General features: G+C 61.9%; 22 protein-coding genes. 7 read left to right on the top strand and 15 right to left on the bottom strand.

Going from position 1 to position 26,440, the window contains the following annotated elements:
• Positions 1–404: 404 nt before the first annotated feature.
• A protein-coding gene (locus tag ACZ1JW_RS04535) for an IS5 family transposase (RefSeq protein ID WP_465140710.1) occupies positions 405–1,162 on the top strand; the annotation gives its coding sequence in 2 pieces (ribosomal slippage) (positions 405–738 and positions 738–1,162; 759 coding nt in all).
• A 448-nt stretch (positions 1,163–1,610) separates the two neighbouring features.
• Here the strand turns inward: ACZ1JW_RS04535 and ACZ1JW_RS04530 are convergent.
• The 3 genes from ACZ1JW_RS04530 to ACZ1JW_RS04520 form a co-directional block, all read right to left on the bottom strand.
• Positions 1,611–2,183, bottom strand: a complete 573-nt coding sequence (locus tag ACZ1JW_RS04530) for a Smr/MutS family protein (protein ID WP_465142100.1) — start codon at positions 2,181–2,183, stop codon at positions 1,611–1,613.
• Entirely contained in the window at positions 2,180–3,379 is a 1,200-nt protein-coding gene (gene mltA, locus ACZ1JW_RS04525) for a murein transglycosylase A (RefSeq protein ID WP_465142099.1), read from the bottom strand. Before mltA ends, ACZ1JW_RS04530 begins: the two co-directional genes overlap by 4 nt.
• A gap of 183 nt (positions 3,380–3,562) precedes the next feature.
• Complete coding sequence (locus ACZ1JW_RS04520) at positions 3,563–4,249, bottom strand: Tim44/TimA family putative adaptor protein (RefSeq protein WP_465124666.1); 687 nt, start codon at positions 4,247–4,249, stop codon at positions 3,563–3,565.
• A gap of 237 nt (positions 4,250–4,486) precedes the next feature.
• On the opposite strand from ACZ1JW_RS04520, the gene secB reads away from it, so the two are divergent.
• The 4 genes from secB (at position 4,487) to ACZ1JW_RS04500 (ending at position 8,533) form a co-directional block, all read left to right on the top strand.
• Positions 4,487–5,005 (top strand): protein-export chaperone SecB, encoded by a 519-nt coding sequence (gene secB / locus ACZ1JW_RS04515; protein ID WP_465142098.1) that lies wholly within the window; start codon positions 4,487–4,489, stop codon positions 5,003–5,005.
• A gap of 36 nt (positions 5,006–5,041) precedes the next feature.
• Positions 5,042–6,613 (top strand): murein biosynthesis integral membrane protein MurJ, encoded by a 1,572-nt coding sequence (gene murJ / locus ACZ1JW_RS04510; RefSeq protein WP_465142097.1) that lies wholly within the window; start codon positions 5,042–5,044, stop codon positions 6,611–6,613.
• A gap of 10 nt (positions 6,614–6,623) precedes the next feature.
• Positions 6,624–7,643 carry a tryptophan--tRNA ligase gene (trpS, locus tag ACZ1JW_RS04505; protein ID WP_465124670.1) on the top strand — a complete coding sequence of 340 codons (1,020 nt, stop codon included), beginning with the start codon at positions 6,624–6,626 and terminating at the stop codon, positions 7,641–7,643.
• 155 nt (positions 7,644–7,798) lie between these two features.
• The gene (locus tag ACZ1JW_RS04500; RefSeq protein WP_465124671.1) at positions 7,799–8,533 is read left to right on the top strand and encodes a DUF4136 domain-containing protein; all 735 of its coding nucleotides are present in this window, start codon (positions 7,799–7,801) and stop codon (positions 8,531–8,533) included.
• A 209-nt stretch (positions 8,534–8,742) separates the two neighbouring features.
• Here the strand turns inward: ACZ1JW_RS04500 and dut are convergent, their stop codons facing one another.
• Both dut and coaBC read right to left on the bottom strand, forming a co-directional pair.
• Positions 8,743–9,210 (bottom strand): dUTP diphosphatase, encoded by a 468-nt coding sequence (dut, locus tag ACZ1JW_RS04495; protein WP_465124672.1) that lies wholly within the window; start codon positions 9,208–9,210, stop codon positions 8,743–8,745.
• Positions 9,197–10,399: a bifunctional phosphopantothenoylcysteine decarboxylase/phosphopantothenate--cysteine ligase CoaBC gene (coaBC, locus tag ACZ1JW_RS04490; RefSeq protein ID WP_465142096.1), complete on the bottom strand. Its 1,203-nt coding sequence runs from the start codon at positions 10,397–10,399 to the stop codon at positions 9,197–9,199. Before coaBC ends, dut begins: the two co-directional genes overlap by 14 nt.
• 101 nt (positions 10,400–10,500) lie before the next feature.
• Here coaBC and ACZ1JW_RS04485 point away from each other — a divergent pair, with 101 nt between their 5' ends.
• Positions 10,501–10,899, top strand: coding sequence for a hypothetical protein (locus ACZ1JW_RS04485; RefSeq protein WP_465124674.1), 399 nt, complete (start codon positions 10,501–10,503; stop codon positions 10,897–10,899).
• Positions 10,900–10,933: 34 nt separating this feature from the next.
• Here ACZ1JW_RS04485 and ACZ1JW_RS04480 read toward each other — a convergent pair whose 3' ends face one another.
• The 4 genes from ACZ1JW_RS04480 to ubiE are packed head-to-tail and all read right to left on the bottom strand — an operon-like array spanning position 10,934 to position 14,957.
• Positions 10,934–11,497, bottom strand: coding sequence for a DUF1993 domain-containing protein (locus tag ACZ1JW_RS04480; protein ID WP_465124675.1), 564 nt, complete (start codon positions 11,495–11,497; stop codon positions 10,934–10,936).
• A complete protein-coding gene (locus ACZ1JW_RS04475; protein WP_465142095.1) occupies positions 11,494–12,630 on the bottom strand; it encodes an acyltransferase family protein in 1,137 nt (378 codons plus the stop codon). Before ACZ1JW_RS04475 ends, ACZ1JW_RS04480 begins: the two co-directional genes overlap by 4 nt.
• 13 nt (positions 12,631–12,643) lie before the next feature.
• Positions 12,644–14,203: a 2-polyprenylphenol 6-hydroxylase gene (gene ubiB, locus ACZ1JW_RS04470; protein ID WP_465142094.1), complete on the bottom strand. Its 1,560-nt coding sequence runs from the start codon at positions 14,201–14,203 to the stop codon at positions 12,644–12,646.
• A gap of 4 nt (positions 14,204–14,207) precedes the next feature.
• Positions 14,208–14,957, bottom strand: coding sequence for a bifunctional demethylmenaquinone methyltransferase/2-methoxy-6-polyprenyl-1,4-benzoquinol methylase UbiE (gene ubiE, locus ACZ1JW_RS04465; protein ID WP_465142093.1), 750 nt, complete (start codon positions 14,955–14,957; stop codon positions 14,208–14,210).
• 60 nt (positions 14,958–15,017) lie between these two features.
• Between ubiE and mutM the strand changes: the two genes are divergently transcribed.
• Positions 15,018–15,830, top strand: a complete 813-nt coding sequence (gene mutM / locus ACZ1JW_RS04460) for a bifunctional DNA-formamidopyrimidine glycosylase/DNA-(apurinic or apyrimidinic site) lyase (protein ID WP_465142092.1) — start codon at positions 15,018–15,020, stop codon at positions 15,828–15,830.
• 492 nt (positions 15,831–16,322) lie between these two features.
• Here mutM and ACZ1JW_RS04455 read toward each other — a convergent pair whose 3' ends face one another.
• The 6 genes from ACZ1JW_RS04455 to hsdR form a co-directional block, all read right to left on the bottom strand.
• Positions 16,323–17,693 carry an HNH endonuclease gene (locus ACZ1JW_RS04455; protein ID WP_465142091.1) on the bottom strand — a complete coding sequence of 457 codons (1,371 nt, stop codon included), beginning with the start codon at positions 17,691–17,693 and terminating at the stop codon, positions 16,323–16,325.
• Positions 17,693–19,564 carry an AAA family ATPase gene (locus ACZ1JW_RS04450; RefSeq protein WP_465142090.1) on the bottom strand — a complete coding sequence of 624 codons (1,872 nt, stop codon included), beginning with the start codon at positions 19,562–19,564 and terminating at the stop codon, positions 17,693–17,695. The genes ACZ1JW_RS04455 and ACZ1JW_RS04450 overlap by 1 nt, the downstream gene beginning before the upstream one ends.
• Positions 19,564–20,490 carry a hypothetical protein gene (locus ACZ1JW_RS04445; RefSeq protein WP_465142089.1) on the bottom strand — a complete coding sequence of 309 codons (927 nt, stop codon included), beginning with the start codon at positions 20,488–20,490 and terminating at the stop codon, positions 19,564–19,566. The genes ACZ1JW_RS04450 and ACZ1JW_RS04445 overlap by 1 nt, the downstream gene beginning before the upstream one ends.
• A gap of 221 nt (positions 20,491–20,711) precedes the next feature.
• The gene (locus ACZ1JW_RS04440; RefSeq protein WP_465142088.1) at positions 20,712–22,451 is read right to left on the bottom strand and encodes a restriction endonuclease subunit S; all 1,740 of its coding nucleotides are present in this window, start codon (positions 22,449–22,451) and stop codon (positions 20,712–20,714) included.
• Positions 22,448–23,923 carry a type I restriction-modification system subunit M gene (locus ACZ1JW_RS04435; protein WP_465142087.1) on the bottom strand — a complete coding sequence of 492 codons (1,476 nt, stop codon included), beginning with the start codon at positions 23,921–23,923 and terminating at the stop codon, positions 22,448–22,450. Before ACZ1JW_RS04435 ends, ACZ1JW_RS04440 begins: the two co-directional genes overlap by 4 nt.
• 10 nt (positions 23,924–23,933) lie before the next feature.
• On the bottom strand, positions 23,934–26,294 hold the full coding sequence (hsdR, locus tag ACZ1JW_RS04430) for an EcoAI/FtnUII family type I restriction enzme subunit R (RefSeq protein ID WP_465142086.1): 2,361 nt from the start codon (positions 26,292–26,294) through the stop codon (positions 23,934–23,936).
• Positions 26,295–26,440: the final 146 nt, after the last annotated feature.

The following is a 26,440-nucleotide window of genomic DNA, read 5'->3' as shown; positions in this document are numbered from 1 at the left end:
CCGCATTGAACCCACGCGCACCTGCCGCACCGATCGCGCCGGAAGCGTCAGCACACAGCATCAGCTTCCGAAGGGAGAGGAGCGGGTTGGCCTTTTGCCCTCTCCTGACCTGTGGGCGAGGCGTATAACCTATATGGTTCGTTTTGTCAACCCACAAGCTAACTTCGTCATTCCCGCGCAGGCGGGAATCCAGGTGGGGCGAGGTTGTCGTCGCGATGCGACGGTGTTGTTTGTCGCTGGATTCCCGCCTGCGCGGGAATGACGAAGGGCGCGTGGATTCCGGGGCGACGGACATCGGCCATTCTTAGCTATTACGGCTGCTTGAATTTCCATTCTTTCTCTAGGCTCAGGACCCATTGATTGGCTGAGGGGGATGTGATTCAGGCTCCGCGAGGAGACTGAGCATGAGCGACCTGTACTGGCTGACGGACGAGCAGATGGCTCGCCTTTCGCCGTATTTCCCCAAGAGCCACGGCAAGCCGCGGGTTGACGACCGGCGGGTTCTGAGTGGGATCATCTTCGTCAACCGGAACGGCCTGCGCTGGCGGGATGCGCCAAGGGAGTATGGGCCACACAAGACATTGTATAACCGATGGAAACGGTGGGGCGCGATGGGCGTGTTTGGCCGGATGATGGAAGGCCTGTCCGCCCAGAGGGCCGAACCTCAGACACTCATGATCGACGCGACCTATCTCAAGGCTCACCGCACGGCTTCCAGCCTTGGGGTAAAAAAGGGGATCTTGGGCGCCTGATCGGACGGACCAAGGGTGGCATGAACACCAAGCTTCACGCGATAACCGATGCCAACGGCCGCCCCCTGAGCTTCTTCATCACGGCCGGCCAAATCAGCGATTACACCGGCGCAGCGGCCCTGCTCGACGACCTGCCCAAGGCACAGTGGATGCTTGCCGATCGGGGCTATGATGCCGAGTGGTTCAGGGACGCGCTTGAGCAAAAGGGCATCAAGCCCTGCATTCCGGGCCGGAAATCCCGCTCCATCCCCGTCAAGTACGACAAGCGCCGATACAAGCGGCGCAACCGCATCGAGATCATGTTCGGCCGTCTCAAGGACTGGCGACGCGTGGCAACGCGATACGACCGCTGTCCAACCGTCTTCTTCTCCGCCCTCGCACTCGCCGCAACCGTGCTCTTCTGGCTGTGATCAGTGAGTCCTGAGCCTAAGTACCGTTTCAGCTTTTCAGCATTGGCCCTTCCCGAAAATCTGCTGGAACCAATCCAGACGTGAAACTCGGATTTGGAAGTGGCATTTATGGCTTTGACATATGTAGTATCGCCGCACGTGGACATGCGAGTTATTACTCTTTGTCCAAAGGAATCGGCCGTCATTGCCGATTGGACCTTCAATTCACTCTTCTCGCTGTTCGCGAAGGCCGATAAGTCGATGATAAAGCGGCCGACTTGCTTCTCGTCTATCTGAGCTATTCCGGCATAAAAATCCGAATAAAAGATGGGACAAATTCCCGGATTGGAAGTCGGCGAAACTGCCAGAAGCAGGGCCACAAGGCTGCCAACGGTCAATATGATGCTGCGTCTTTTGCTGGCCGTCATTCCAGGCTCCGTCGATCTACGATCTTGATGGAGTTCCGCGCTCACCGCCCCTTCCGCAGCACAATATACACCGCCCCCGCACCCCCATGCCTCGGCTGCGCGGGCCTCACCGCCGCGATCTGGCTCGCATGGGGGCTGTGGGCGAGCCAATCCAGCAGTTTGGCGCGGATGACGCCTCGGCGGTTGCCGCGTTGGTCTTGTTCGTCGTGGGGGCGGGGTTTGCCGGCGATCAGGAGCATGACGCGGGCGCCCATGGCGATGGCCTGGGCGATGCTGCCGGTGAGGCGGGCGTGGGCGGCGTCGAGGGTGAGGCCGTGGAGGTCTATGGTAACGTCGGGGGTGATTGGCCCTCGTGCCAGCTTGCGGTCCCAGCTGGAATCGAGGCCGTGGTTTTGCAGGGGGCGGGCGACGGGTGTCGGCGTTGGCGTGGGAAGCGGCGGGGGGACGCGGCCTTTCACGCGCTTTGCCGGTGGCGGCGGCGGGAGCGTGATCGCGGGCGTTGCTTCAAGCGCCTTTGCTTTGGGGCGGGGCGGGTGGAGCGGGGTGATGGTGGCGGCGACCTTGTTCCACAGGTCGGCCTCCTCTGCTGAGAGGCCTCGGGGCGCCCTGCTCACTGCTGGCCGAGACGCGCCAGCGTCCCCTTGGGCAGGAGGATGAGGGCGCGGCCCCGCGCGCTCATGCCGCCCGCGATCTGGCGGGCTTCGAGGCCTGCGCCCCAGAAGCTGTCAAAGCGGTTGGCGCCCTGGATCGCGCCGCCGGTGTCCTGCGCGACCCATAGGCCGCTGGCTTCCTTGCGGTCTACCTGCAGCCAGACGGGTGCGCCCAGCGGCACGAAGGCGGGGTCGACCGCGACGGTGCTGCGGCCCGCGATGGGCACGTTCAGCGCGCCGACCGGGCCGGGACCGGCCAGTTCGCGGAAGAAGACGTAGCTGCGGTTCTGGCGCATCAGCTGTTTGCCGGCGTCGGGGAAATCGCGCAAGTATTGCTGGATGCCCTGCATCGAGCCGGAATACTGGCCGGGCGATGAGCCGATCAGCCCGCGTTCGCGCATCAAGGAGCCGATGCCGGTGTAGGGGTGGCCGTTCTGTCCGGCAAACCCGAGGCGGATCACGCTGCCATCGGGGCCGCGCAGGCGCCCCGAGCCCTGAATCTGGAGGAAGAAGAACTCGACCGGATCGGCGGCCCATGCCAGTTCGAGGCCCTTGCCTGCGAGCACGCCGTCATCGATCTGGCCGCGATCATAGTAGGGGGTGAATACGCCCGCGTCGTCGTAGCGGCCCCATGGCATCCTGCCATCGGGCTGGGGTTGCGCGTCGCCGGGGTTCGCGCGGACGAGGTCTTTGGGCAGGGCATAGACCGGAACGTCGAAACCCGGCTGGCGGGTGCGGGAGCCTGCGATCTCGGGCTCGAAATAGCCGGTGACGAAAGCCGCGCCATCGCCGACTTCGGCGGTTTCGAAATAGGTGGTGAAGAACCGCGCGGCCTCGCCCTCGGGCCAGGTGGGGGCGGCGGCGCAGGCGGGGGCCCAGTCCTCGGGGCGGGTGAGGCCGGAATTGTCGGTGCGCTTGGTGACGCGGGGGCAGGACTTGGCGAAGGCCTGCAGCGCGGCGGCGGTGTTCTCGGGCTTGAAGCCGAGGCCTGCGGCAACGGGGCCGCGCATGACGCCGGTGAGCGCGGCGTTGGCGGGTTTGACGGTTGGCGGCGTGGGCGGGGTGACGGGGCGCGGGCCGGCGGTTTCCGGGACAAGCCGCACGCAGCCGCCAAGCAGGGTGAGGGCAAGGAGGGTTGCGAATTTGGCTTTGCCGATCATTCGCCATCCTCCTCCAAGCGCGCCATTCCCAACTTCGTCATGCTGAACTTGGTTCAGCATCCATCTTTCGGCCTGCACCGTCCGTGGGTGGGGAAAGATGGACCCTGAAACGAGTTCAGGGTGACGAAATGCGGAGGCCATAGTTGGAGACTACAGCGGTACGCCTTGCTGGCAAGTGGCCGATCAGGCCTCGTCGGTCTCGTCGAGCAGCCAGTCGGGATCGCGCGAGGTGAGGTCGCGGCTGAAGGTCCACAGGTCGCGTGCTTCGATGGCATCGTCGAGCGAACCGGCGATGACCTGACCTTCGGCGTTGCGGGTGACCGAGGCGATGTCAGCCAGGAAGCGGACGGTGATGCGCGCGGTGCGGCCTTCGATCGAGGCGGCGACGATGCGCGCTTCCTCGATGCGAATCACGCGCGCGTCGATCACTTCGCCAGCTGCGGTGCGGGCATCGATCGCGGCGGTGAAGCCTTCGAGCACGTCAGCGTCGCAAAGCTGGGCCAGCTCGTCCTTGTCGCCACGCCAGAAGGCTTCGAGGATCATGGCATAGGCGCCCTTCGACCCGGCGAGGAACTGGGCGACATCGAAGCGGCGATCAGCCGAAATGATGGCGCGCACGCCAGCTTCGGCGCTGTTGTCGAACGTGTTGATTTCAGGCGCTGCCAGCTCACGCGAGCGGGGAGCGGCCGAGCCACCCGCTTGCGTCACGGGCGGCTGGGCGGCCTTGGGGTTCTGCGCGGAGGGATCGGGCTGTTCGATCCGGCGGCGCATCGGCTCCTCGTCACGCTCGGGCCGGCGGCCGAGGACGGAATAGAGACGCAGGCCGAGGAAGGCTGCAATCATCGCCAGGATCACAATTTGAACAATCACGCGCAAGATTCCCGAACTGTCCATGGCCTGCAAGAGCGCATGGCGTCATTCCAACGTGCCTCAAATAGGTACGGATTACAAATGAACAACGCGTGCATGGCCCTTTGGGCTGATCACTTGGGCTGAAATTTCGCCCGTCTGTGGCAGTTTGGTTCCAGAGAAAGGCGGATTGCGGGGCAAACCCCATGGTGCTAGTCGCGCCGACCAAGGGAAACCCAGACAGAAAGCACGTCTCTCATGGCCGACGAAGGCAACATCATCTCGAATCTCAACCTTGATGGCCCGATGCCGAACGGTGAGGATACCTCGCCCGCGATCGGCCTGATCTCGCAGTACGTGAAGGACCTTTCGGTCGAAAACCCGAATGCGCCCGAATCCTACCAGTGGACCGAAGCGCCCGACATCGCAGTGGACTTCAACATCTCGGCCCGCGCGATCCAGCCCGAGATCCACGAGATCGAGCTGAAGATCAACGTGACCTCGAAGGGCGCGCAGGGCACTGCGTTCATCGTCGAGCTGGCCTATTGCGGCCTCATCGGCATGCGCAACGTGCCCGACGATCAGGCCCATCCGTTCCTGTTTGCCGAAGGTCCGCGCATCCTGTTCCCGTTCGCCCGCCGCATCATCGCCGATGCCGTGCGCGATCTGGGCTATCCGCCGCTGATGCTCGAGCCGGTCGACTTCACCGGCCTGTACATGCAGCAGCTGGCGCAGGCCCAGGCGACGGCAGAAGCGACTCCGGCCGGTCAGGCCTGATCTGACACCTGATCCGGTGGCCCGAGGGATGCGCCCATGAACCTCCTCAAGGCCACCGGTTCGATTGGCGGGCTGACGCTGCTCAGCCGCATTCTGGGCCTCGTGCGCGACAGCCTGTTCGCGCGGTTTGTCGGCGCGGCGTTTGCTTCCGACGCGTTCCTTGTCGCGTTCCGGCTGCCCAACATGTTCCGCGCGCTGTTTGCCGAAGGGGCGTTTGCCAGCGCCTTCATCCCGATGTTCAACAAGAAGGTCGCCGACCCCGAGGGCAAGGGCCTGCGCGACGGGCTGGACTTTGCCGAGGCGGCGCTGGCGGTGCTGCTGCCGGTGCTGCTGTTCATGACGGTGGTGCTCGAGGTCTTCGCCTGGCCGGTGACGCTGCTGCTTTCGGGCAGGTTCAACGGGGTGAGTGCGGATCAGTTTGCCTATGCGGTGGAACTGTCGCGCTGGACGATTCCCTATCTGATGCTGATCAGCATCGTCTCGCTGTTTGGCGGCATTCTCAATTCGCTGGGCAAGTTCTGGGTCAATGCGGCGGCGCCGATCCTGCTGAACCTGACGCTGATCGTGGCGCTGCTGGGCTTCCATTCCGACGATCCGCTGGTGACCGCGCGCAATCAGGCGATTGCGGTCTCGGTTTCGGGCGCGCTGCAGCTGGCGTGGCTGGCGTGGGCCTGCCGCAAGAATGGCGTGCGGCTGCGTTTGCGGCGTCCACGGTTTTCGCCGGAAGTGAAGCAGCTGCTCAAGCTGATCCTGCCGGCGGCAGCGGGTGCAGGGGCGGTGCAGATCAATCTGGTGATCTCGACCGCGCTTGCCGCATCGCTGCTCGATCATGGCTCGGTCACTTATATCTACATGGCCGACAGGCTGAACCAGTTGCCGCTGGGGCTGATCGGCATCGGGCTTGGCACCGTGCTGCTGCCGACGATCTCGCGCCAGTTAGGCGGGGGCGAAGAGGCCGCCGCGATGGAGACGCAGAACCGGGGGATGGAGCTGGCGCTGCTGCTGACGCTGCCCGCGACGGTCGCGCTGGTGCTGTGCGGCGAGCCGATTGCTGCGGCGCTGTTCGGCTATGGCAAGTTCGACGCCAACGACACGCACTTTACCGCGCAGGCGCTGGCGGCGTTCTCGATCGGCCTTCCCAGCTACATTCTGGTGAAGGTGCTGACGCCGGGTTACTACGCGCGGCAGGATACCAAGACGCCGGTGCGATATGCCACGATCTCGATGGTGGTGAACCTCGTCGGCAATCTTGCGCTGATCGTGCCGCTCAAGCACATGGGCCCGCCGCTGGCGACGGCCATCGCGTCGACCGTCAACGTCTGGCTGCTCTATCATACGCTGGTCAAGCGCGGGCACTTTGCGGCGGACGCCAGGCTCAAGCGGCGGACGGTGCGGCTGGCGCTGGCGGCGGTGGCGATGGGGGCGGTCCTCTGGGCAGGACAGGGGCTGGTGATGCCCTATGTCCATGGCACATGGACTATCCGGATCGCGGCGATGGCGTCTCTGGTCACGTCCGGGGTCGTCGTCTATGGCCTTGCCGCCGTCCTGACCGGGGCTTTCCGGGTGGACGACCTCAAGCTTCTCCTGCGGCGTCGCCGCTCCAACTGAAGGCAGTCAAATGCGTATCGTTTCGGGCATCCAGCCAACCGGCAATCTCCACCTCGGCAATTACCTGGGTGCGATCCGGAACTGGGTGCGCATGCAGGACGAATGGTCGGCCAAGGGCGGGCAGTGCCTCTATTTCCTCGCCGATCTTCACGCCATTTCGATGCCGCATTCCCCGGCAGAGCTGGCTGCCAACACGCGTGAAATGGTTGCGGCGCTGGTTTCGTGCGGGATCGATCCGGACAAGTCGATCCTGTTCAACCAGGCGCAGGTTCCGGCCCATGCCGAGCTGCAATGGTTGCTCAATGGCACGGCGCGGATGGGCTGGCTCAACCGCATGACGCAGTGGAAGGATAAGGCGGGCAAGAACCGCGAAGGCGCGAGCGTGGCGCTGTTCACCTATCCGGTGCTGCAGGCGGCTGACGTGCTGCTCTATCAGGCGACGCACGTGCCGGTGGGTGAGGACCAGAAGCAGCATCTGGAGCTGGCGCGCGACATCGCGCAGAAGTTCAACAACGACTTCTGTTCAGAAGACGCGCCGCTGTTCACGCTGCCCGATCCGATCATCCCGCCAGAAGCCGCACGCATCATGTCCCTGCGCGATGGCTCGGCCAAGATGAGCAAGTCCGATCCTTCGGACATGAGCCGCATCAATCTTACCGACGATGCCGATGCGATCATGCAGAAGGTGAAGAAGGCCAAGACCGACCCCGAGCCGCTGCCGGGCACGGTCGAAGGGCTGGCCGGACGGCCCGAGGCGAACAACCTCGTCGGCATCTATGCGGCGATGGCGGGCACTTCGCCTGCCGAAGTGCTCACGCAGTTCGAGGGCCAGGGCTTTGGCAAGTTCAAGCCTGCGCTGGGCGAGCTGCTGGTCGAGACGCTGTCACCCATGGCGGCGCGTTATCGCGAACTGCGTGAGGATGGCGAGGCGCTGGACGCGATCCTTGCCAAGGGTGCACTGAAGGCCCGCGACCTTGCCGCGCCGACGCTGGCGAAGACCTATCAGGCACTCGGCCTTGTAAGGGGCTGATTTTTCGCAAGTTCGTTGCGAAACGTTACGTGCCTGCAACATATGTTGCAGGCACCATTCAACGTGCATTCAGCACTTCCCGTCCAAAAAGGCGGCATGCTATGCAGTGCGTGTGTCTGGCAAGGGGCGGCGGACGCATAACAGGAGTCGCAAGGATGAATTCCGTTTCGCAAGTGAAGCCCTCTTCCCCCACGCGGCGCAGGCTGCTCGGGCTTTCGGCAGTTTCGCTGATGCTCGTCACGCTCGCCGGTTGCACCACCCCGTTCAAGGCCGACGTCAAGCGTTTCCAGGCGCAGCTGCCTGCGCCCGCCGGACAGACTTTCGCAGTCGTGGCTGACGATCCCAGGGATGCCGGTGGACTCGAGTTCGCGCAGTATGCCTCGCTGGTCGGCAAGCAGATGGAAAAGCTCGGCTATCGTCCGGCCAGCCCGGAAGCCGCCGACCTGCTGGTCAAATTCGACTATGGCATCGATGGCGGTCGTGACCGCGTGCGCTCCACCGGCTTTGCCGACCCGTTCTGGGGCGGTTGGGGTGGCTGGGGCGGCTGGGGCCCGGGTTGGGGTCGGGGCGGCTGGGGCCGTCGTGGCTTTGTCGGCGGCGGCTGGGGCTGGGGATGGAACGATCCGTTCTTCTTCGGCGGTGGCGGCTGGGGCGGCGGCGTTGACGTCGTGACTGTCTATACCTCGGGCATCGACCTCAAGATCGACCGCCGTGCCGATGGCCAGCGCCTGTTTGAAGGCAAGGCCGAGGCTGCATCCTCGTCGAACCGTCTGTCCTATGTCGTGCCGAACCTCGTCGAGGCGATGTTCACCGACTTCCCCGGCAACAACGGGGAAACGGTGAGAATCTCGATCGCGCCGGAAAAGAAGACGGTGAAGAAGGTCGACTGATCTTTGTCGTTCTGGATTTGAAAGAGGCCTCGCAGGGATGCGGGGCCTTTTTTATCGCTGACGTTGGGTGCCCACGCCGCTGCGACTAACTTCACTGCTTTCAGTAAGTCTCGCGGCCCTCCCGCCTGCGGGAGGGCTGGAGCAGGTCTCGCATCCCCCTCCCCCCTTCGACAGGCTCAGGATGAGCGCGAGGGGGTGGGGGTGGCTTCTCAGCCCTTGAGCGCAGCGACGCCGCCGGTCGAGCCGAAGCCGCCTTCGCCGCGGGCGGTGTGGTCTAGTTCATCGACCTCGACCCAGGTGCCGCGCGTGACCGGGGCGAGGACCAGCTGGGCGACGCGGTCACCCCGGCGGATGGAGAAGACTTCCGTACCGAGGTTGATCATGATGACCTTCAGCTCGCCGCGATAGTCGCTGTCGATGGTGCCGGGGGTGTTGGGCACGGTGACGCCGTGCTTGAGCGCGAGGCCCGAGCGGGGGCGGACCTGGATTTCGTAGCCTGCGGGGATTGCGACCGAGAGCCCGGTGGCGACGGCGTGGCGTGCGCCGGGGGCAAGATCGACGTCCTCCGCCGAGACCACGTCCATGCCGGCCGCGCCTTCGGTCGCATAGGCGGGCAGCGGCAGGTCTGCGCCGTGGGGCAGGCGCTTCAACAGGACGGGGACTTCAGGCGAGTGCATCGGCAATTCTTTCGATCAGGAGGGCGGCGGCCGCGTCCTTGGGCAGTTCGGGAAGGCTTTCGACGCCGCTGGCGCTGACGAAATGCAGGGCGTTGATCTCGCCGCCCATCTGGTGTGTGGCGACATCGTTGGCGACGATCCAGTCGGCACCCTTGCGCGCAAGCTTGGCGCGGGCGTGATCGAGCACGTCGTTGGTTTCGGCGGCAAAGCCGACGACCAGCGGCGGGCGGCGATCGGACTTGCACAGGCCCGCGAGGATATCGGGGTTTTCAACGAGGTGCAGCGGCGGGACCTGGCCCGAGCCGTCCTTCTTGATCTTCTGCGCGGCTTGCTCCTCGCTGCGCCAGTCGGCCACGGCGGCGACCATGATCGCGACATCGGCGGGCAGCGCGGCCTCGACAGCAGCGGCCATCTGGCGGGCGGTCTCGACGTCGACGCGGGTGACGCCGGGCGGTGTGGGCAGGTTGACCGGGCCGGAGACGAGCGTGACCTTTGCGCCCGCCTTTGCGGCGGCGGCGGCGATCGCATAGCCCTGCTTGCCGCTGGAGCGGTTGGCGATGTAGCGCACTGGGTCGATCGGCTCGTGGGTGGGGCCTGCGGTGATGAGGACGTGTTTGCCGGAGAGCGGTCGCGCGCGGTGATCGAGCTGACGGGCGATCTCCGCACAGATTGCAGGCGGTTCGGGCAGCCTGCCGGGGCCGAATTCGCCACAGGCCATCGCGCCTTCGTCGGGCTCCATCACGGTGATGCCATCGCCGCGCAGGGTGGCGACGTTGCGCTGCGTGGCAGGGTGCTGCCACATCCGCACGTTCATCGCAGGGACGGCGAGGACCGGCTTGTCGGTGGCGAGGAGCAGCGTGGTGGCGAGATCGTTGGCAATGCCACCGGCCATGCGCGCCATGAGGTCTGCCGTGGCCGGGCAGACGACGACGAGATCGGCCTGGCGGGAGAGCTGGATGTGGCCCATCTCGACTTCGTTCTTGAGGTCCCACAGCGTGGTGTGGACGGGGTTCTCGCTCAGCGCCGCCAGCGTCATGGCCGTGACGAAATGCGCGCCGCCTTCGGTCAGCACACAGGTGACGTCCGCCCCTTCCTTGCGCAGCAGGCGGACGAGTTCGCACGACTTGTAGGCCGCGATGCCGCCGCCGATGATGAGCAGGATGCGCCGACTGTTCAGGGTGCCGTTCATGGCTGGCGCTTGTGCAATGGTGGGCGCGCTCGCGCAATCCTTTTGCGTGCGGAGCGCCGATGCGGCACAGTTCGCAACAAACGAGAACGGGGGATGGTGTGATGAGACTGATACTGACGGCGCTGGTGTTCCTTGCAGGTCTGTTCGACCTGTTCCTGGCTATCGGCTTCCTGACGGGACCGGAGCAGGCGGCGACGGGCTTCGGCATTGCCGCGACGGGCCTTGGCGGCGTCTCGACGATCCGCGCAGACTTCACCTCGTTCTTTGGCGTGGCGGCGTTCTGCATGATGTGGGGCGCGTGGCGCAGGAACGCGGACCTTATGCTGGTCCCGGCGCTGCTGTTCGGGACCTCGTTCGTGGGCCGCGCGTTCGATCTGGTGCTGACCGGTCCCTATCCGGGGTGGCAGGTGCCGATGGCGGTGGAAGCCGCGCACGTGGTGCTGATGCTGGCAGCGTGGCGCATGCTGCCGCATCACAAGCTGGGCGAGATTGCGGGGTGACGCCGCAAGCCTTCCTGCCTGGGCTACGATCCGGTCAGGCCGTGGGCCTCGTCCCGGGCCGGAGATACGCGAACATATGCGCGACGTAATCTGCCTTGCCCAGACTGACGCCCAGATGACGAAGAATGGCGTAGGCAATCATGATGTGGAAGTAGAACTGCCCTAGCGCCCAGTCACGGCTGTACTGGTCCGCGGTCAGGTCAAACACCATGCCATTGGGAAGCGCGTGTGCGATCGCAGCGGTGCCGTCGGCGCCTTCGCCTGCGGACAACGCCGATACCAGCGCAATGGTCTCGGCGATCCTTGCCCGTGCGTCGCCCAGCGATCCCGGCCGCTCCCCGGCGTTGCGGCCTTCCTCCAGCAGGATCGCATGAAAGGGTGGCAAGGCAATCCCCTGCAGCCGGTGGACGCCTTCCAGCGCCTGCGCGCAGGCAAAGCGGATCTGGGTGGAGAACGGGAACATGTCGGGCGCAAGCCGCGCTGAAGGCAGCGCAGTCACTTGCGCAACAGGTAATTCGCGTTCGGCCTTGTCCAGCCAGTTCGACAGTGCGGCGAGCATCTGCAGATAGGTCGGGGCGAGAAGTTCGAACGGGGTCATGGCTTTTCCTTGTCGACGGGATTGGCCCGTGCCTTCCATCGCGCCCAGAGCGCGAAGATGGCGCGTTGGGCGGGGCGTTCGAACCGGGCGTGGCTGACGAAGCCGGTGGCGATGGCAAGGCTCACGTAGAAGATCAGGAACCACGGCTCGCGGGCGATGTCGCGGGTGAGGCCGGTGGCGTCGATGATCAGGACCAGCGTCAGCTGGATCGGGATGTGCCACAGGTAAATGCCGTAGGAGGCATCGCCCAGCTTCTGGCCGAACTTGAGGCGACTACCCCCCTCCCTGTGATCGTCGTCGTTGAGATCGAGCGCCAGGGTCAGGAACAGGACCGAGAACGTGCCCGCGATGGTAGCGGCATCGCCGCTGCGGTAGTCGGCCTTGAGCAGGAAGGCGCTGGCCAGCAGGGCCATGCCCAGTGGCAGCAGAGTGGCCGGGCGCAACCAGCCTTTCAGCGTGGCGCCATAGGCCGCGCAGCCAAGGAAGAAGTAACCGATGCAGGCGAGGACGTCCTTGTTCGGCGCGTTCCTGAGCATGGCCCAGAGCATCAGCGCGCCGATCGGCAGGGCGAGCGCCAGCGGTGCGCGGCGCAGGGCCGGGATGCTGACGAAGAACACGAGATAGGCCAGAATCTCGGTCGAGAGCGACCATGACGGGCCGTTGAACGACTGGTCCTCCTGCCAGCCCCAGTACTGCATCAGGGGGATCGATAGCAGGAAGTGCTTGATGTCGTTGACGTGGTAGATGAACTCGGTGCCGGTGCGGGCAAAGTAGATGCCCTGCAGCAGCGCCATCAGGCCCAGCGTCAGCAGGTGCAGCGGCCAGAGGCGCGCCACGCGGGCGAGCCAGAAGCGGGCCTTGTAGTTGGTGTCGGCAAGATAGACGTGGGCGAAAACGAAGCCCGAGACCGCCCAGAAATACTGCACGGCGGTGTGGCCATGATTGTAGAACCAGCTGAGCCATTCGTACCACGGCTGGATCGCGCGGTTGACGTTCACATGGTACGGCACCGGAGGCACGAAGATGTGCTGGTAATGCCAGAACAGCACCATGATTGCGGCAAGCAGGCGCGACAGGTCCAGCGCGTGGAAATGGCGCTTCGGCAGGCGCAGGTGCGAAAATCTGTGCGGCAAGGTGGCGGTCTTCTCAGCCCCACCAGCCCAGCGCGTGGGTGCCGATGACCAAGGCACCGCCGGCGAGGAAGGTGACGATCTGGCCAAGCAGGCCGGGCCCGCGCTTGCGGCGCTTGCGTTGCCACATCAGTTCGATCTTCGGCAGCGGCGGAGCTTCGGGAGCGCCGCCCTTGGGGGGGAAGCGGTCCTCGATGCGGCGGATGAGGTCGGGGATGCGCAACAGCGTCTGCGCGTCGTCGCGGATTCGGTCGGCAATCGCAGCCTCGGGGCCAAGCTCGTCGCGCACCCAGGCGCGGACGAAGGGTGCCGAGGTTTCCCACATGTTGATCTCGGGATCGAGCTGGGTGGCGATGCCTTCGACCATGACCATGGTCTTCTGCAGCAGCAGCAGGTGCGGCTGGGTCTGCATGTCGAAATCGCGGGTGATGGCAAAGAGCCCGTCGAGCATCTGGCCGACCGAGAGTTCGCTGACCGGTTTGCCGCGCATCGGCTCACCCACCGCGCGCAAGGCCGTGGCGAACTCGTCGACCGAGTGGTAGCTCGGCACGTATTGCGCCTCGAAGTGGATTTCGGCGACGCGGCGGTAGTTGCCGGTGGTCAGGCCATAGAGGATCTCGGCGAGCCACTGGCGGGCGCGACGGTCGATCCGGCCCATGATGCCGAAGTCGATTGCGGCGATGGTGCCATCGGGTTCGACGAACAGATTGCCCTGGTGCATGTCGGCGTGGAAATAGCCGCCACTGATCGCCTGGGTGAGGAAGGCGAGGACGAGGCGCTGGGCGAGGTTCTTGCGGTCATGGCCTGCGGCGTCGAGTGCATCGACATCGCTGATCTTGATGCCGTCGATCCAGTCGAGCGTCATCACCCGGCCGTTGGTGCGGTCCCAGTCGATGTTTGGCACGCGGTAGCCTACGTGGGCACGCATCGTGTCGGCCAGTTCCGAGGCGGAGGCAGCTTCGCGGCGCAGGTCCAGCTCGCGCACGGTCCAGCGCTTGAAGTTGGCGATGACCATGCGCGGACGCAGGCGCGAAGCCTCGCCGCCCAAACCTTCGAGGTGGGCGGCGGCCCATTCATAGGTCTCGATGTCGCGGGCGAACTTCTCGCGCACGCCGGGGCGCAGGATCTTGACCGCGACCTTGCGGCCTTCGGTCGTCACCGCGCGGTGGACCTGCGCGACCGAAGCTGCGCCGATGGGTTCGGGATCGAACGAGGAGTACAGCGCTTCGAGCGGCTTTCCGAACGTGCTCTCGATTTCCTTGCGGATCAGCGTGAAGGCGACCGGGGGCAGGTTGTCCTGCAGGGCCAGCAGGTTGTGCGCGGCTTCCTCGCCGACAAGGTCCGGCCGGGTGGCGAGCGTCTGGCCGAGCTTGATCGCGGCCGGGCCGATGGCGCGGAAGGCACCGGCATAGTCCGGGGTTTTCGGCTGGAGCGTACCGAAGCGCGCCACCTTGCACAGCGTGCGTACCGGCGCAGGCGTGTTCGGATCGTTCTCGATCCCGCGCAGCGCGCCGTGGCGGGCAAGCGTGCGGCCCCAGCCGAGCAGGCGGCGAATATGCGTGGCGGGAAGGGTCAAACGCTCAGACCTTCCAGCCCGAATGGATTGCAACGAGACCGCCGAGGATCGGCTCGACCCGGGTGCGCTTGAACCCGGCGGCCTGGATCATCTTCTCGAAGTCCGGCATCGTCGGGAAGCGGCGGATCGATTCGATCAGGTAGCGGTAGGAGTCTTCGTCGCCCGCGATCATCTGGCCGAGCTTGGGCACCAGCTTGTGCGAATAGGCGTCGTAGATTTCGGAAAAGCCGGGCCACTCGGTGGTCGAGAATTCGAGGCAGAAGAAGCGGCCGCCGAACTTGAGCACACGGTGCGCTTCGGCAAGGGCGCGGTCGATGTGGGTCACGTTGCGGATGCCGAAAGCGATGGTGTAGGCATCGAACACGCGGTCGGGGAACGTCAGTTCCTCGGCGTTCTGGCGCGACCATTCCAGGCCTTCGATGCCGCGCTTGCCCGCGCGTTCGATGCCCACATCGAGCATGTCCTGGTTGATATCGGACACGGTGATCTGCGCACCGTGCTTGGCCATGCGGAAGGCGATGTCACCCGTGCCGCCCGCCATGTCGAGAATCGCTTCGCCCGGCTGGGGGCGCACCCGACGCACGAACTTGTCCTTCCACAGGCGGTGCATGCCCACCGACATCGCATCGTTCATCACATCGTACTTGCGCGCGACGTTCGAGAAGATCGCGCCGACGCGCTCTTCCTTCTGGTCTGCCGGGATGTCTTCGTAGCCGAACGAGGCGGTTTCTTGTGCGGTTTCCGTGGTGCTCATGCCTTGGCCCTTTAGTGGGGAATTGCCCGGACGGCAAAGACTGTTAGGGGTGATGGCGACATGCCCGAATTGCCCGAAGTAGAAACGACCGTGCGAGGTCTTGCAACCGTGCTCGATGGGCAGGTCATCACCCGCGTGGCCATGAACCGGCCGGACTTGCGGCGGCCTTTCCCGGTAGACCTTGCGCAAGGCCTGACCGGAGCACGGGTGACAGGGCTGTCGCGGCGGGCGAAGTATGGTCTGATCCATACTGACCGCGAGCGGACGATGGTGTTCCACCTCGGCATGTCGGGGCGCTGGCGAATCGATCCTGAGGACATCGGCAAGCACGATCACCTTGTGCTGGAGACGGCGCAGGGCCGCGTGCTTTCGTTAAACGATGCGCGGCGGTTCGGTTCCGTCGATCTGGTGGATGACGCAGCGCTTGATCAATGGCCGCAGTTTGCTGCGCTGGGACCCGAGCCACTGGGGCCGGGGCTGACGGCGGGCCACCTTGCCGCCGCGTTCAAGGATCGCATTGCGGCGGTGAAGCTGCTGCTGCTGGATCAGCGGATCGTGGCGGGGCTCGGCAATATCTACGTTTGCGAAGCGCTCTATCGCGCACACATCCATCCCGAGCGCGAGGGCGGAAAGGTCTCGCGCAAGGCGCTGGGCCTGCTGGTTCCGGCCATCCGCGAAGTGCTGGAGGAATCGATCGCGGCGGGCGGCTCCACCTTGCGCGACTATGCCCGGCCCGATGGCGAACTGGGCTATTTCGCCAAGGACTGGCGCGTCTATGGCCGCGAGGGCGAGCCATGCAGCTGCGGCGCAGCGGTGGAGCGGATCGTCCAAGGCGGGCGTTCGACGTTCTTCTGCGCCAAGTGCCAGAAGTAGCTGCTGCCCGGCTGTGCGGTAGCGGGAACCGCAAAATAGCCCAAAAAGTACGAGAATCAGCTATTTTGTGACAGGGCATTTTTGCAAGATACCCCCAATCATACCCCCAAATGTGCTTGCTGGGGGTATGTGAAGGCGGCTTGATCGCAGCCGGGCGAGCGAATCCCATGGTAACGGAACCCATGCCACAGGTCGATCTCGGGCACCGCAACCGGCCAGCGAGAGCGAGAAAAGACCCCACACCGTACGCGACTTGTCGCAGGCGGGAAGCGACGGATATACTTGGGGAAAAATGGCGATTTGCGCTCTTCGTCGCTTCTCCGTCAAAGTGACTTGGTCCGCCGTTCGCTAGTTACTTCCAACTTGTCGGGTGTCTAAGGCACTAAAAAGTCAATCTTTTTTAGTCGCCCCACCCCCATGAGCGTGACGTGATTTTGACTTGTCGGGACCTGCCGCTCAGGTGGTGTTCGTCTTCCCAATGATCCAGTAAGTTCAGCCGGTCGATAGCGCGAAGCGCCGGATTGCGATCGTTTTCGCATCAATTGTCAGGATGAATTGATTTCCTTGTCTCTCCACCTTGACCGCACCGAAGTGCAATTGCCGATGGTGGTTGGCGCAAACGATCATAATGTTGGTGGCAGATAGCGATCCGATTTCCAGTGCCGAGACAGGCGTCACATGATGGGCTTCGACGTAATGTTCGCCGTCTGGCTTCAAGAACCGCAACGCCTCCATTCCGAGCGCGTCGCAAATCTGGCAGCGAAAACCATTCGCGCGCTTCAGTCGTGCGCCAATGCTCCCGCGTTCAATAGACTTGCTAACCCGCTCACGGACTGATGGTTTCCGACCCAGCAGCTTTAGCTCGATCTCGGCCAAGTCCACATCATCGACTTTCCCGGAAGGGACCACGAAATCGGCCTGTGAGAAAGGAGCCAGCCCCTCTGCCCATTTGCGGACAGCGGCTTCCTGCTCGGCCAGCTCCTTGCGCCAAGGTATGGCGGCTTGGCCTGGCAACAAACGCGCATTGGCCCTGATCTCGTCAAAGACCGATGGCGACCACAGAAAGGTTTGTGCCGCTTGGCGCATCGTCGTCACGGGGAATGGCCATTTTCGACCTTCTTGCGACCACGCGTTGGCAAAATGCTCTGCCACGCAAAGGCCGAGCGGAGGTACGCCAGCCTGATAGCAGGCAAAATCAAGCCGCGACTGGATGTTGCCAAGCACCCGGCCATGGCGGGTGAGGTCGTCAAATCCCAACACCGAGCCAATATCGGTGTTTGCATATCCCTTCAGGATGCCGCCATGCAGTGCAGCCCTGTCAGCCAGCCAATCCAGAACCAGCTCGGTGCGTTGCTGGGTCAGCGTGCCGGAATCAGCGGGTGGCTTTTCACTATCGTTTGGCAGGCCTAGCGTCCGGTGTGCATACCAAAGCGCGCGTGCTGAAAACTCTTGAGGATGATCGACAATTATCTGTTCGAACGAAAGCGCACGCATCTCTGCCTGATCAAGCACTTCAAATCCTTGCGTCACCCTCGATCGGGCGACGGTCACTTCCGCCGCATCAATCAGGCCGCGATTGCGCAAGATCCGGAACGTGTACTCTGCATTTTTTCCATCACGCTTCTGTAGGGCGACATAGCGGCCAATTGCGTTGACGATGCGGTCTTCGGCAGGGGAAAGATCGGCGAGATCGAGGCCCGTCTTCTGCGCGACCATCATCCGCCCAAATTCGGCATATTTGGCTTCGATTGCCTGATTGATTTCCCGCGTACCCGCACCGCGCTCAGCGATGCGACGTTCAAGGATGCCTAGGCCTTTGAGGTCTGCAACGCCCGCGATAATGGTGGGGAGGTCCTTGGCCATCAGGCCTGCGCGATCTTGGCTTGGATGAAGTCGAAGATCGGACGGAACGGCTCAAAATGCTGCGCTTCAATCGCAGGAACTACGTCTTTCGCGAACCTCGATTTGTTTCCGACGAAACGGATGCACTCATAGGGCTCAGTAGGATCAATTTCAAAATGTTGACCAACCCCAAATGCATCAAAAAACATTAGCTCCATATCAAGCTTGGATTTGTGCGCGAAATCGTTGTTCGTTCCAGGGCGCAATACTTGCTTGCGGATAGAAAGTTTCGGATCAACCGGTAGCAGCATTGCGAACCAGTCCCCACCTGCCCGCTTCCGAGTTAAGCACTTTGAAGGGTCGGCTTGAATCAGCTCACCTAGGTTTTTCCACTCGTTGTAGGCTGTATCGAAATCGAAAAGCCCAAAGATTTTTCTAGCTGAGTGGAGGGCGAAAAAATCTTGTTCTTGAAGCATCTTTCTTAGGTAAGCGCAGCCGAACGCCGACTCGATGGCGAAATTTCGCCTTACGTTCGGAAACAAGCGATCCCAGGCAGTGGTAAGTACAAGCGCGTCCGACACACCTTCTGTGAAAAGAACAGGTCCGTCATTGTTCAACAGTATATGTTCGATACTTAATGAGACTTCATTTTCCGAGAATGTTATTAACCCGGCAGAAAGTGATTTCACTAGATCAGCCTTGTCGGCCTCATTCACTTCCAGACCATTCTCCCCAGACTGAAAGTTGCGTATTCTGCATGGCACGTCGGAAACGACTGTTGATGCACTGTGCGTATTGATAAGAATGTGATTGGTCCGCGCGGCCTGTTCGGAAATTGCATTGACCTGGCGGAGAAAATCAAACTGCCACTCAGGGTGCAGAAATGCATCAGGTTCATCAAACAGGGAGATGACGTTGCGATCTTTGAAAAGCTCTGCCGAGGCAAGCAAATAGACCATCTGGAACTGGCCGTCACTGAAGCCAGCCGTGCCACCTGAAAACCCGCTCTCTAACTCCACTTCGACTGACATGGACACCAGCATGTCCAAGACCTTGAGGCTGTAGAACTGCCTGAACAACGAACAGATGCCCTCGCCGGCAAAGTCAGCCCGCAGGCGCTCTATATCCAGAAAGAGGAAGTATGCATCCGTCTGAGCCTGATATCCCTCGGTTCGGATTGGGCCGCGCTGGGGGGTGGGGCTTTGACAGGCATCCAACCGAGCAAGAAAATCCTTTGTTGGCCCGCGAGGCTTCCAGTATTTGTCGCCCACAACATCGTCTACGTTGTATTGGGCTGCGTTCCGTCCCCTCGCATATTGGGGCCGTTGCAGAACTACGCGGATTTCCGGTTTGACAATTCTGATGCCAAGGCGCTGAAGTAATGCTGCGCGGCCGGTGTGACCGTCTGGCAGCACCAGCATCATGGCTAGCAGGAGATCCTTGATCTCTCCTGCAACGGGCAGGATTTTTGGGCTGTCGGCAAAGCCCGGACCGTCTATCTTAGCGGTGAACTTGAGTTCGTAACGGTCGATCAGTTCGCCGACATTCGGATTGTGTCCGGAGTAATACACGAGGATATGATCGGGTAGCGGGGTTACGCCAATGGTCCGCCGACCAATGTCCCCATTTATGGTGAGAACACTATCGCGCCATTCGAAACTGGTTTCGGCCGCGGCGATTTCAAAGCTGATCGCATAGTCGAAGCCTGGCCCCGCAGCGTCGGGATCGAAGGCGAAGATGTGGTCGAAAATTTCGATCAGGGCTTCAAGGAAGTTGGATTTGCCCGATCCGTTCTTGCCCACGAAGATATCGATGAAGCCATCGCCATCGAATGTGAGCTTGAAATTGCGCAGGTTCTTGTACTGGCTGATCCAGACTGATCGAAGGCGCATCAGCGTTGCTCCAGCGCATCTGGCAATGGCCAGTCAAACTTGAACTTGTCGACGTAGTAAGTCCGATAAAGGAAGGCCAAATCTTCCTCCCAGTGCTTGATCGCCAATCCGTAGTCGGCATGGCTTCGGCGTTTTGCCGATTTGACGGCGCTGGCGATGCTTTCTGCCATTTTCCGCAATCTTGCTGGACTGTCCGGCTGGCTCCATTCCTCCATGTAATCCGGGCCATTGATGGGTGGAAGCGGGCCTTCGAAGACGCGGGAAAGCAAGACCTGACGGCGTGCCGATGAAGGTTCGCCGGTTTTGCCGACATGGTAGCCAAGGTAGCCCAGAATACCTTCTGCATGCTCGAAAGAGCCAGCTTCACCTTTGCCGGGTGTTGCTCTGGTGGTCGGCCAATCGAAATGATCGGGATCAAGGCGTGCGAGGATGGCCCGGCGGTGCCATTCACCTTCGATTGCCTCGATGTAGTCATTTGCGAGTTGCTGAAAGTTGCTGCGCGCATCGTGCGCGCGCGGGAACCACTCCATCCACAATGCCACCAGTGTGTCGGGCGTAAGGTTGGATATACGCCCGATGGTATCCGCCGCCGCCTTGTGGCGTTCCTGCATCCGCTCCAGCCGCGCAGCAATGTCGAGTTCGGGAAAGGGGCTCGACCGTGAGCGCTTCTGATAACCCGGCTTTTTGCCTGTCGCGGACTTTGCGGTCGTCTTGGCCTGCTTGGCTTTCTTGGCCTTCTTGCCAGGTGGACTGGCCTTGGGCGGTTTTGCCTTTGGAGGTTGCGCCGGACGGCCAATAAGTTTCGCGGTCTCGACGATCGCCTTTGCAGGAGCGGGCTGGATCGGATCGGCCTTGGCAGGCGGTGCGGGTTTTGAGACAGGCGTGGGAGCGGGCGCCTTTGGAGGCACCAAGCCCGCCTTTGTCATGGCTATGGAAAGGGCTGTCGGCGCTGCCGGTCCAGTGCTGCGCGGGTTCTCCTGCTTCCTCGCCGTAGATGCACGGCTTGAGTTCCCGCCAAGGCTTTCCTTTCGGACCAGGATTGGGCCGGCTGACTCAGGGGCTTGCGCCGAGGCTACCTTGATGATGGCATCAATGGCCCGGTCCCGAGCAGTTTTCTGCGTCGGCGCGGGCCCTTTTCGTTTTGGCATCAGGCAGCCGCGCGCTCGGTGATTGCGTCGGCGAGGTCGCGCTGGGTTTGGGCCGCGTCGGCTAGGCGGGTTTTGAGCTGGTCGCACAGCGCCATCAGGGCATCGACCTTGGCGACGATGCGCTGCTGCTCGGCGAGGGGCGGAAGCGGAATACGAAATGCTCCGATGGTGCGCAAAACTAGGTTCTTGTTGCCGATGCCCTGCGTCCCTTCAGCAGATTGCTTCCGGACGAACGGTGAGTCTACAAGAAGTCTAAGATATTCAACGGAAACGAGCTCCCACGGCGCTTTTACCAACGCTACGCTGACAAACAGGCTGAATTGTTGGTCGGTGTCGACAATGACTGGAACGCCGGTAGTTCCAACCTTTGTGATCAAAAGGTCGCCTTTTTCGGGATCACATCGCCTGTAGAGGTCTGCGTGCTCCTCCGCCGAAATGAAGCGGGTATCCGAGAAGTCCAAGCTCCCCGAGCTCATGTCTTTGACGGAAAGAAACGGCACTCCCTCGTCGGTGTAGGTGGGCGTGTGATGTGCGCCATCGGTAAGTTTATAAGCGATGCGGTCGAGGCTAGTCCAAACCCAGTTTGGCGGGAGATCGAAGGGGTTTGGACCTGACGGAGTATCGCTATTGCTCCGCATTTTCTTGGCATCGCCCGTCGCAACCCGCTTTGAATTGCTCGCCAAAATTCTTTTGAGAAGGTCAGTAGCGGCACCATCTGCTGCATCCTGCTCCACAAGCTTACCGCGCACGGCGAGGTCGAGGATTGTCTGTTTGAGAGCTTCGATGCTGGCGTCGGTGGTAAAGAGGGTGTCGAAATGGGTTTCCAGCCGCGCCCAGTTGGTGGCGAGGTCAGTGGCATCAGCGCTGTTCACCAGCGTGGCGAGCAGTTCTTCCACCAGCACCTGATGCGCGGCCATCGCGTCCGCGCTCTCCCGCTCCAGCACATCGCAAAGCGCCATGAGTTCATCGACCTTGGCCACAATGCGGCGCTGCTCGGCGAGGGGTGGCAGAGCAAATGGAGCGGCACGTGCAGTTTCCGTTGCAAGTCTGGGAAGGTTCATCCCATGTGCGGAATTGGTGGCCAATCCAATGAAGTACGGTGTCTTCAGAAATAGCCTAATGTAGTCGGATGTTATTTCGCCATATCCGCGCATCGGCACCATTTCAGTGGTGCATACCCCGGCCTCGTCTGCAATGATGACTTTATCAAGATAGGGTCGTAGCTTGCCGTAAATCACATCGCCAGCTTGGAAGGCGTTCTTCTGGCTCTGAAACGGCCGGTCGGCGCATCGGACGCGTTCAAGCAGTCGTGAAGTCCCTTTCTCAACATCTTCCAGTTCAAGCACCCAGGTTTCCGGATCAACGCTTCCCGGATCGGCTTTGTCTGTCTGCCCGTAGTTGGTAACTTGCCCCAATTGGGTCCACGCCCAACAATTGGGAATTGCAAAGGGCCATTCAGACGGCACAGGCATTGGCTTGCCTGCCTTCGCCTTCCGCGCTGCAATTAATCGATTCCGCTCAGACTTTACCCGCTTGAGGATTTCGGCCGCAGGCTCGTCAACGAAGTCTTGCGGCACCAGCTTTCCGCGCACGGCCAGATCGAGGATTAACGCCCTCAACCGCTCGATCCCGTAAAGGCTGATCCGCTTTCCGCCACCGCGACCCGCGGCGCTCTTGCGCTGGGTGGCGCTGGTCCAGATGTCGAGATTGCCCGCGACGAGGGCCGCAATGTCGCTCATGCGCTTTTACTCAGCGCCTCGGCCAGAATGCCCTTCAACTGATCGCGGATAGACTGGATGTCTCGCTGCTGATCGGCATAGGCCTTGAGCAGTGCATCGGGATCATGACTAATGCTTTCCGGCGTGTGCGGGTTTTTGAGATCGAGGTTGTAGCCGCGCGCGGCGACATCGGCGGCGCCGATCTTCCACGCCTGTTCGGTTTCCTGGCGCGCGCGGAACCCATCGGCTTCGTCGCCCCACCAGGCCTGTTCGGCGGCAAACTCCTCAAACCGCATCGGCTTGGTCTTGTTGTAGCTGGTTACGCCGTCCGGATAGGGATGCTCATAGAACCAGACGTTCTTCGTCGGCGTGCCCTTGGTGAAGAACAGGATGTTGGTCTTGATGCCCGTGTAGGGCGCGAACACGCCGTTTGGCAGGCGCACGATGGTGTGGAGGTTGCACTCCTCGATCAGGCTCTGCTTGAGTGTGGACTTCACGCCTTCGCCGAAGAGGAAGCCATCGGGCAGCACCACGGCGGCGCGGCCGCCGGTTTTCAGCATCCGGATGATCAGCGCCATGAAAAGGTCTGCGGTTTCCCGCGTGCGCAGGTGGCTGGGGAAATTGTTCTCGATCCCGTCCTCCTCCATCCCGCCAAAGGGCGGGTTAGTGGCGATCACCGGAACGCGGTCTTTCTCGGTATAGTCGGTATAGGCGCGGGCCAGCGTGTTGCCGTGCCTGATGCCGCTGGGCGTGTCGATGCCGTGCAGGATCATGTTGGTGATGCACAGCATATGCGGCAGCGCCTTCTTCTCCACCCCGCGAATGGTGCGCCCCAGCATTTCCTGATCATCAGGCGCGTTGATGGCCTTGCGCTTGTGCTCGATCGCGCAGGTGAGGAAGCCGCCGGTGCCGCAGGCCGGATCGAACACAACTTCGTCCAGCCGGGGGTTGAGCCGGTTCATGATGAACTGGGTCACGGCACGGGGGGTGTAGAACTCCCCGGCGTTGCCGGCGCTTTGCAGGTCTTTTAGCACCTGCTCATAGATCGCGCCGAAGGTGTGGCGATCTTCGCTGTTGTTGAAATCGATCTCGTTGATCTTGTTGATCACCTGCCGCAGCAGGGTGCCCGATTTCATGTAGTTGTAGGTGTCTTCGAACACGTCGCGGATGATCTGCGCACGTTTGCCGACCGCGCCTTGGGTGGGCAAATCGCCGCCCTTGAGCCGGGGGAAGAGCGTGTCGTTAACGAAATCGAGCAGCTTCTCGCCAGTATCGCCCTGCCGGTCAGCCGCCCAGCTGCGCCAGCGCAGATGCTCTGGCAGCGGGGACTGGAACTCGTCGTCGATCAGCTCAAGCTCTGCCTCGCGGTCATCGAGGATCTTGAGGAAGAACATCCAGACCAGCTGGCTGATCCGCTGGGCATCGCCATCAACGCCGACGTCCTTGCGCATGATGTCCTGGATGGATTTGATGACACCGGAAACGTTGCTCATTCGCTCAAACTCATTCGCCTGCTGCCTGCTCGTAAATCTCGTCTTCGAGCTCTCTCAGCGCAGCCTCATAGGCAGCTTTGCCGCCGAACGCACCCTTGATGATCTCCATCGGTGTGCCGAGCTTGGTGAACGGCTGGAGGCGCAGAACCTTTGCATCTTCAATGGTTTCCACACCATCGTCAGCGTATTTCTCCAGCAGCGCCTCCAGCACGGCGCGGGCCTTTTCGCCATATTTTGCGAAGTAGCCGCGCTTCTTCACCTTCTCGGCCCGTTCGCGCCGGGTAAGCGGCGGCGCCCCGAACGCCACATGGACCAGCAAGTCGAAATCGCCGAAATCCTTGCCGACTTCTTCGGCCAGATTTTCCAGAATGACGCCGCGCTGTTCCAGTTCGTCGATGATCGCCTGTTTGCGCTCGCTGGCATTCCAGTGCCAGATGAACTCATCGAGCGAAGTGTATTCAGCGGCAATCTGCTTGCGCGCGTAATCCCGATAGGATTCGGTCACCAGCTTGCCATCGCTGCCAATGTACTCGACCCGCTCGTTCATGACGCGCGCAGTTACGCCGCTGACGACGAACTTGCGTGTGCCGGGGGTCTCATCATCATCGTCGTCGCCGCCATCGCCGTCCTCGGTTTCCGGATCCTCATCATCAGGGCCAGGATCATTGGGGTCGTCGTTTTCATCGAGGATCACGATTGGCGGACCATCGAAGGCGTCGTCACGGAACAGCTCGGTTGCCTTCTTGAAGTCCATGATCGTGAAGAAGAACTTGTTGTTGTCCTCATCGATGCGAGTGCCGCGCCCGATGATCTGCTTGAACATGGTCATCGAGTTGATCGTGCGGTCGATGACAATGAGCTTGCAGGTCTTTGCATCGACCCCGGTTGTCAGCAGCTGTGATGTGGTGGCGATGACGGGGTATTGCTCTTCCGGGTCAATGAAACGATCCAGCTCTGCCTTGCCCTCGGAGCTGTCACCGGTGATGCGCATAACATACTTGCTGTTGTCCTTGGCGAGCTTGCCCGCCGCGTTGACAATGGCTTTGCGCATCCGTTCGGCGTGGTCGATGTCCTCGCAGAAGATGATCGTCTTCGACATCGGATCGGTTGCCCGCAGGAACTTCATCACTCGTTCGGCAACGAGCTTGGTGCGCTGGTTGAGAACGAGGGTGCGATCCATGTCCCTCTGGTTGTATTCGCGATCTTCGATCAGGCCGCCAAGGTCATCGAGCATTCCCGGTGGCGGGGTCCAGCCGAGCACGTCGCGGTCGATATCGATCCGGATGACCTTGTAAGGCGCCAGGAAGCCGTCTTCGATGCCCTGCTTCAGGGTGTAGGTGTAAACCGGATCGCCGAAATAGGTGATGTTCGAGACGTACTCGGTCTCCTTGGGCGTCGCGGTCATGCCGACCTGCACGGCGTTGCCAAAATATTCGAGAATCTCCCGCCACGCTGAATCCTCGGCCGCGCTGCCCCGGTGGCATTCGTCGATGACGATGAGGTCGAAGAAATCGGGCGAGACGGTTTTGAAGATCTTGTCCGCCTCGTCCGTTCCGGTGATCGCCTGGTAAAGCCCGAGGTGGATTTCGTAGGCAGGGTCGATCTTGCGGTTCTTGATCTTCGTCATCGCCGCGCCAAACGGCTTGAAATCGTTGACGAGCGTTTGATCGACCAGGATGTTGCGGTCAGCTAGGAACAGGATACGTTTCGCTGTCCCGGCCTTCCACAATCTCCAGATGATTTGGAATGTGGTGTAGGTCTTGCCGGTCCCCGTCGCCATGACGAGCAGGACGCGCTTCTGTCCCCTCGCTACAGCCTCGACGGTGCGGTTGATCGCATCCAACTGGTAATATCGCGGTTCTTTGCCGGTTGCATCGACGTGGTAAGGTTGTTGAACGAGAAGCTCACCTTCATCGGCAATCTTGTGGAACCGCCGATACCGATCCCACAAGATTTGAGGGTGAGGGAATGCGTCCATGCCAAACTCAGTTTCGACAGGCTCACCTTCCGGCGCAGCGCGATTATGCTCGGCAAATCCATCGCCATTTGAGCTGAAGGCACTGGGCACCTCAATGATATCGGCGTAGCCCAACGCCTGCTGCAGGCCGCTGCTTATTGTGTGCTTGTTGTCCTTCGCTTCCACGACAGCCAGCGGTACGCCAGGCTTAAGCGAAAGAACGTAGTCGGCAAATTTGCGCTTTTTCTTATTACGGGAAGACAGATTGCCGCGCACGACAACCGGGCCAGGTGCCAGTGTAACCTCCCGGCGAATTTGCTGCATCTGATCCCATCCGGCCTGCTTGATTGCAGGCGTGATGAACAGGTCACAGATGTCGATTTCGCTGCATTTCTTCTTTTCGGCCTCGTCCACCCCGTCCGCCCCGTCTTGGGATCAATGCTAGCTCTTAGTCTGAAAGGCAAAACCTGATCGTCTGCACGCTAGCAAATGGTGCCCTAAAGTCATCCAGATTTCGCCATCTGGTGCCGGGACGCAAACTTCATAGGTTCCCAATCTCG

Source organism: Novosphingobium sp. BL-A-28-Hi1-0D, assembly GCF_055521755.1.
Note: the sequence above shows the minus strand (reverse complement) of the source record. Positions and strands in the feature narration are given on the sequence as shown.

What these genes read in the sequence shown, in the direction of transcription:
- mltA (WP_465142099.1), bottom strand. Translation starts at nt 3,379, where the DNA reads ATGATCGGCAAAGCCAAATTCGCAACCCTCCTTGCCCTCACCCTGCTT.
- secB (WP_465142098.1), top strand. Translation starts at nt 4,487, where the DNA reads ATGGCCGACGAAGGCAACATCATCTCGAATCTCAACCTTGATGGCCCG.
- murJ (WP_465142097.1), top strand. Translation starts at nt 5,042, where the DNA reads ATGAACCTCCTCAAGGCCACCGGTTCGATTGGCGGGCTGACGCTGCTC.
- trpS (WP_465124670.1), top strand. Translation starts at nt 6,624, where the DNA reads ATGCGTATCGTTTCGGGCATCCAGCCAACCGGCAATCTCCACCTCGGC.
- ACZ1JW_RS04500 (WP_465124671.1), top strand. Translation starts at nt 7,799, where the DNA reads ATGAATTCCGTTTCGCAAGTGAAGCCCTCTTCCCCCACGCGGCGCAGG.
- dut (WP_465124672.1), bottom strand. Translation starts at nt 9,210, where the DNA reads ATGCACTCGCCTGAAGTCCCCGTCCTGTTGAAGCGCCTGCCCCACGGC.
- coaBC (WP_465142096.1), bottom strand. Translation starts at nt 10,399, where the DNA reads ATGAACGGCACCCTGAACAGTCGGCGCATCCTGCTCATCATCGGCGGC.
- ACZ1JW_RS04485 (WP_465124674.1), top strand. Translation starts at nt 10,501, where the DNA reads ATGAGACTGATACTGACGGCGCTGGTGTTCCTTGCAGGTCTGTTCGAC.
- ACZ1JW_RS04480 (WP_465124675.1), bottom strand. Translation starts at nt 11,497, where the DNA reads ATGACCCCGTTCGAACTTCTCGCCCCGACCTATCTGCAGATGCTCGCC.
- ubiE (WP_465142093.1), bottom strand. Translation starts at nt 14,957, where the DNA reads ATGAGCACCACGGAAACCGCACAAGAAACCGCCTCGTTCGGCTACGAA.
- mutM (WP_465142092.1), top strand. Translation starts at nt 15,018, where the DNA reads ATGCCCGAATTGCCCGAAGTAGAAACGACCGTGCGAGGTCTTGCAACC.
- ACZ1JW_RS04455 (WP_465142091.1), bottom strand. Translation starts at nt 17,693, where the DNA reads ATGGCCAAGGACCTCCCCACCATTATCGCGGGCGTTGCAGACCTCAAA.
- ACZ1JW_RS04450 (WP_465142090.1), bottom strand. Translation starts at nt 19,564, where the DNA reads ATGCGCCTTCGATCAGTCTGGATCAGCCAGTACAAGAACCTGCGCAAT.
- ACZ1JW_RS04445 (WP_465142089.1), bottom strand. Translation starts at nt 20,490, where the DNA reads ATGACAAAGGCGGGCTTGGTGCCTCCAAAGGCGCCCGCTCCCACGCCT.
- ACZ1JW_RS04440 (WP_465142088.1), bottom strand. Translation starts at nt 22,451, where the DNA reads ATGAGCGACATTGCGGCCCTCGTCGCGGGCAATCTCGACATCTGGACC.
- ACZ1JW_RS04435 (WP_465142087.1), bottom strand. Translation starts at nt 23,923, where the DNA reads ATGAGCAACGTTTCCGGTGTCATCAAATCCATCCAGGACATCATGCGC.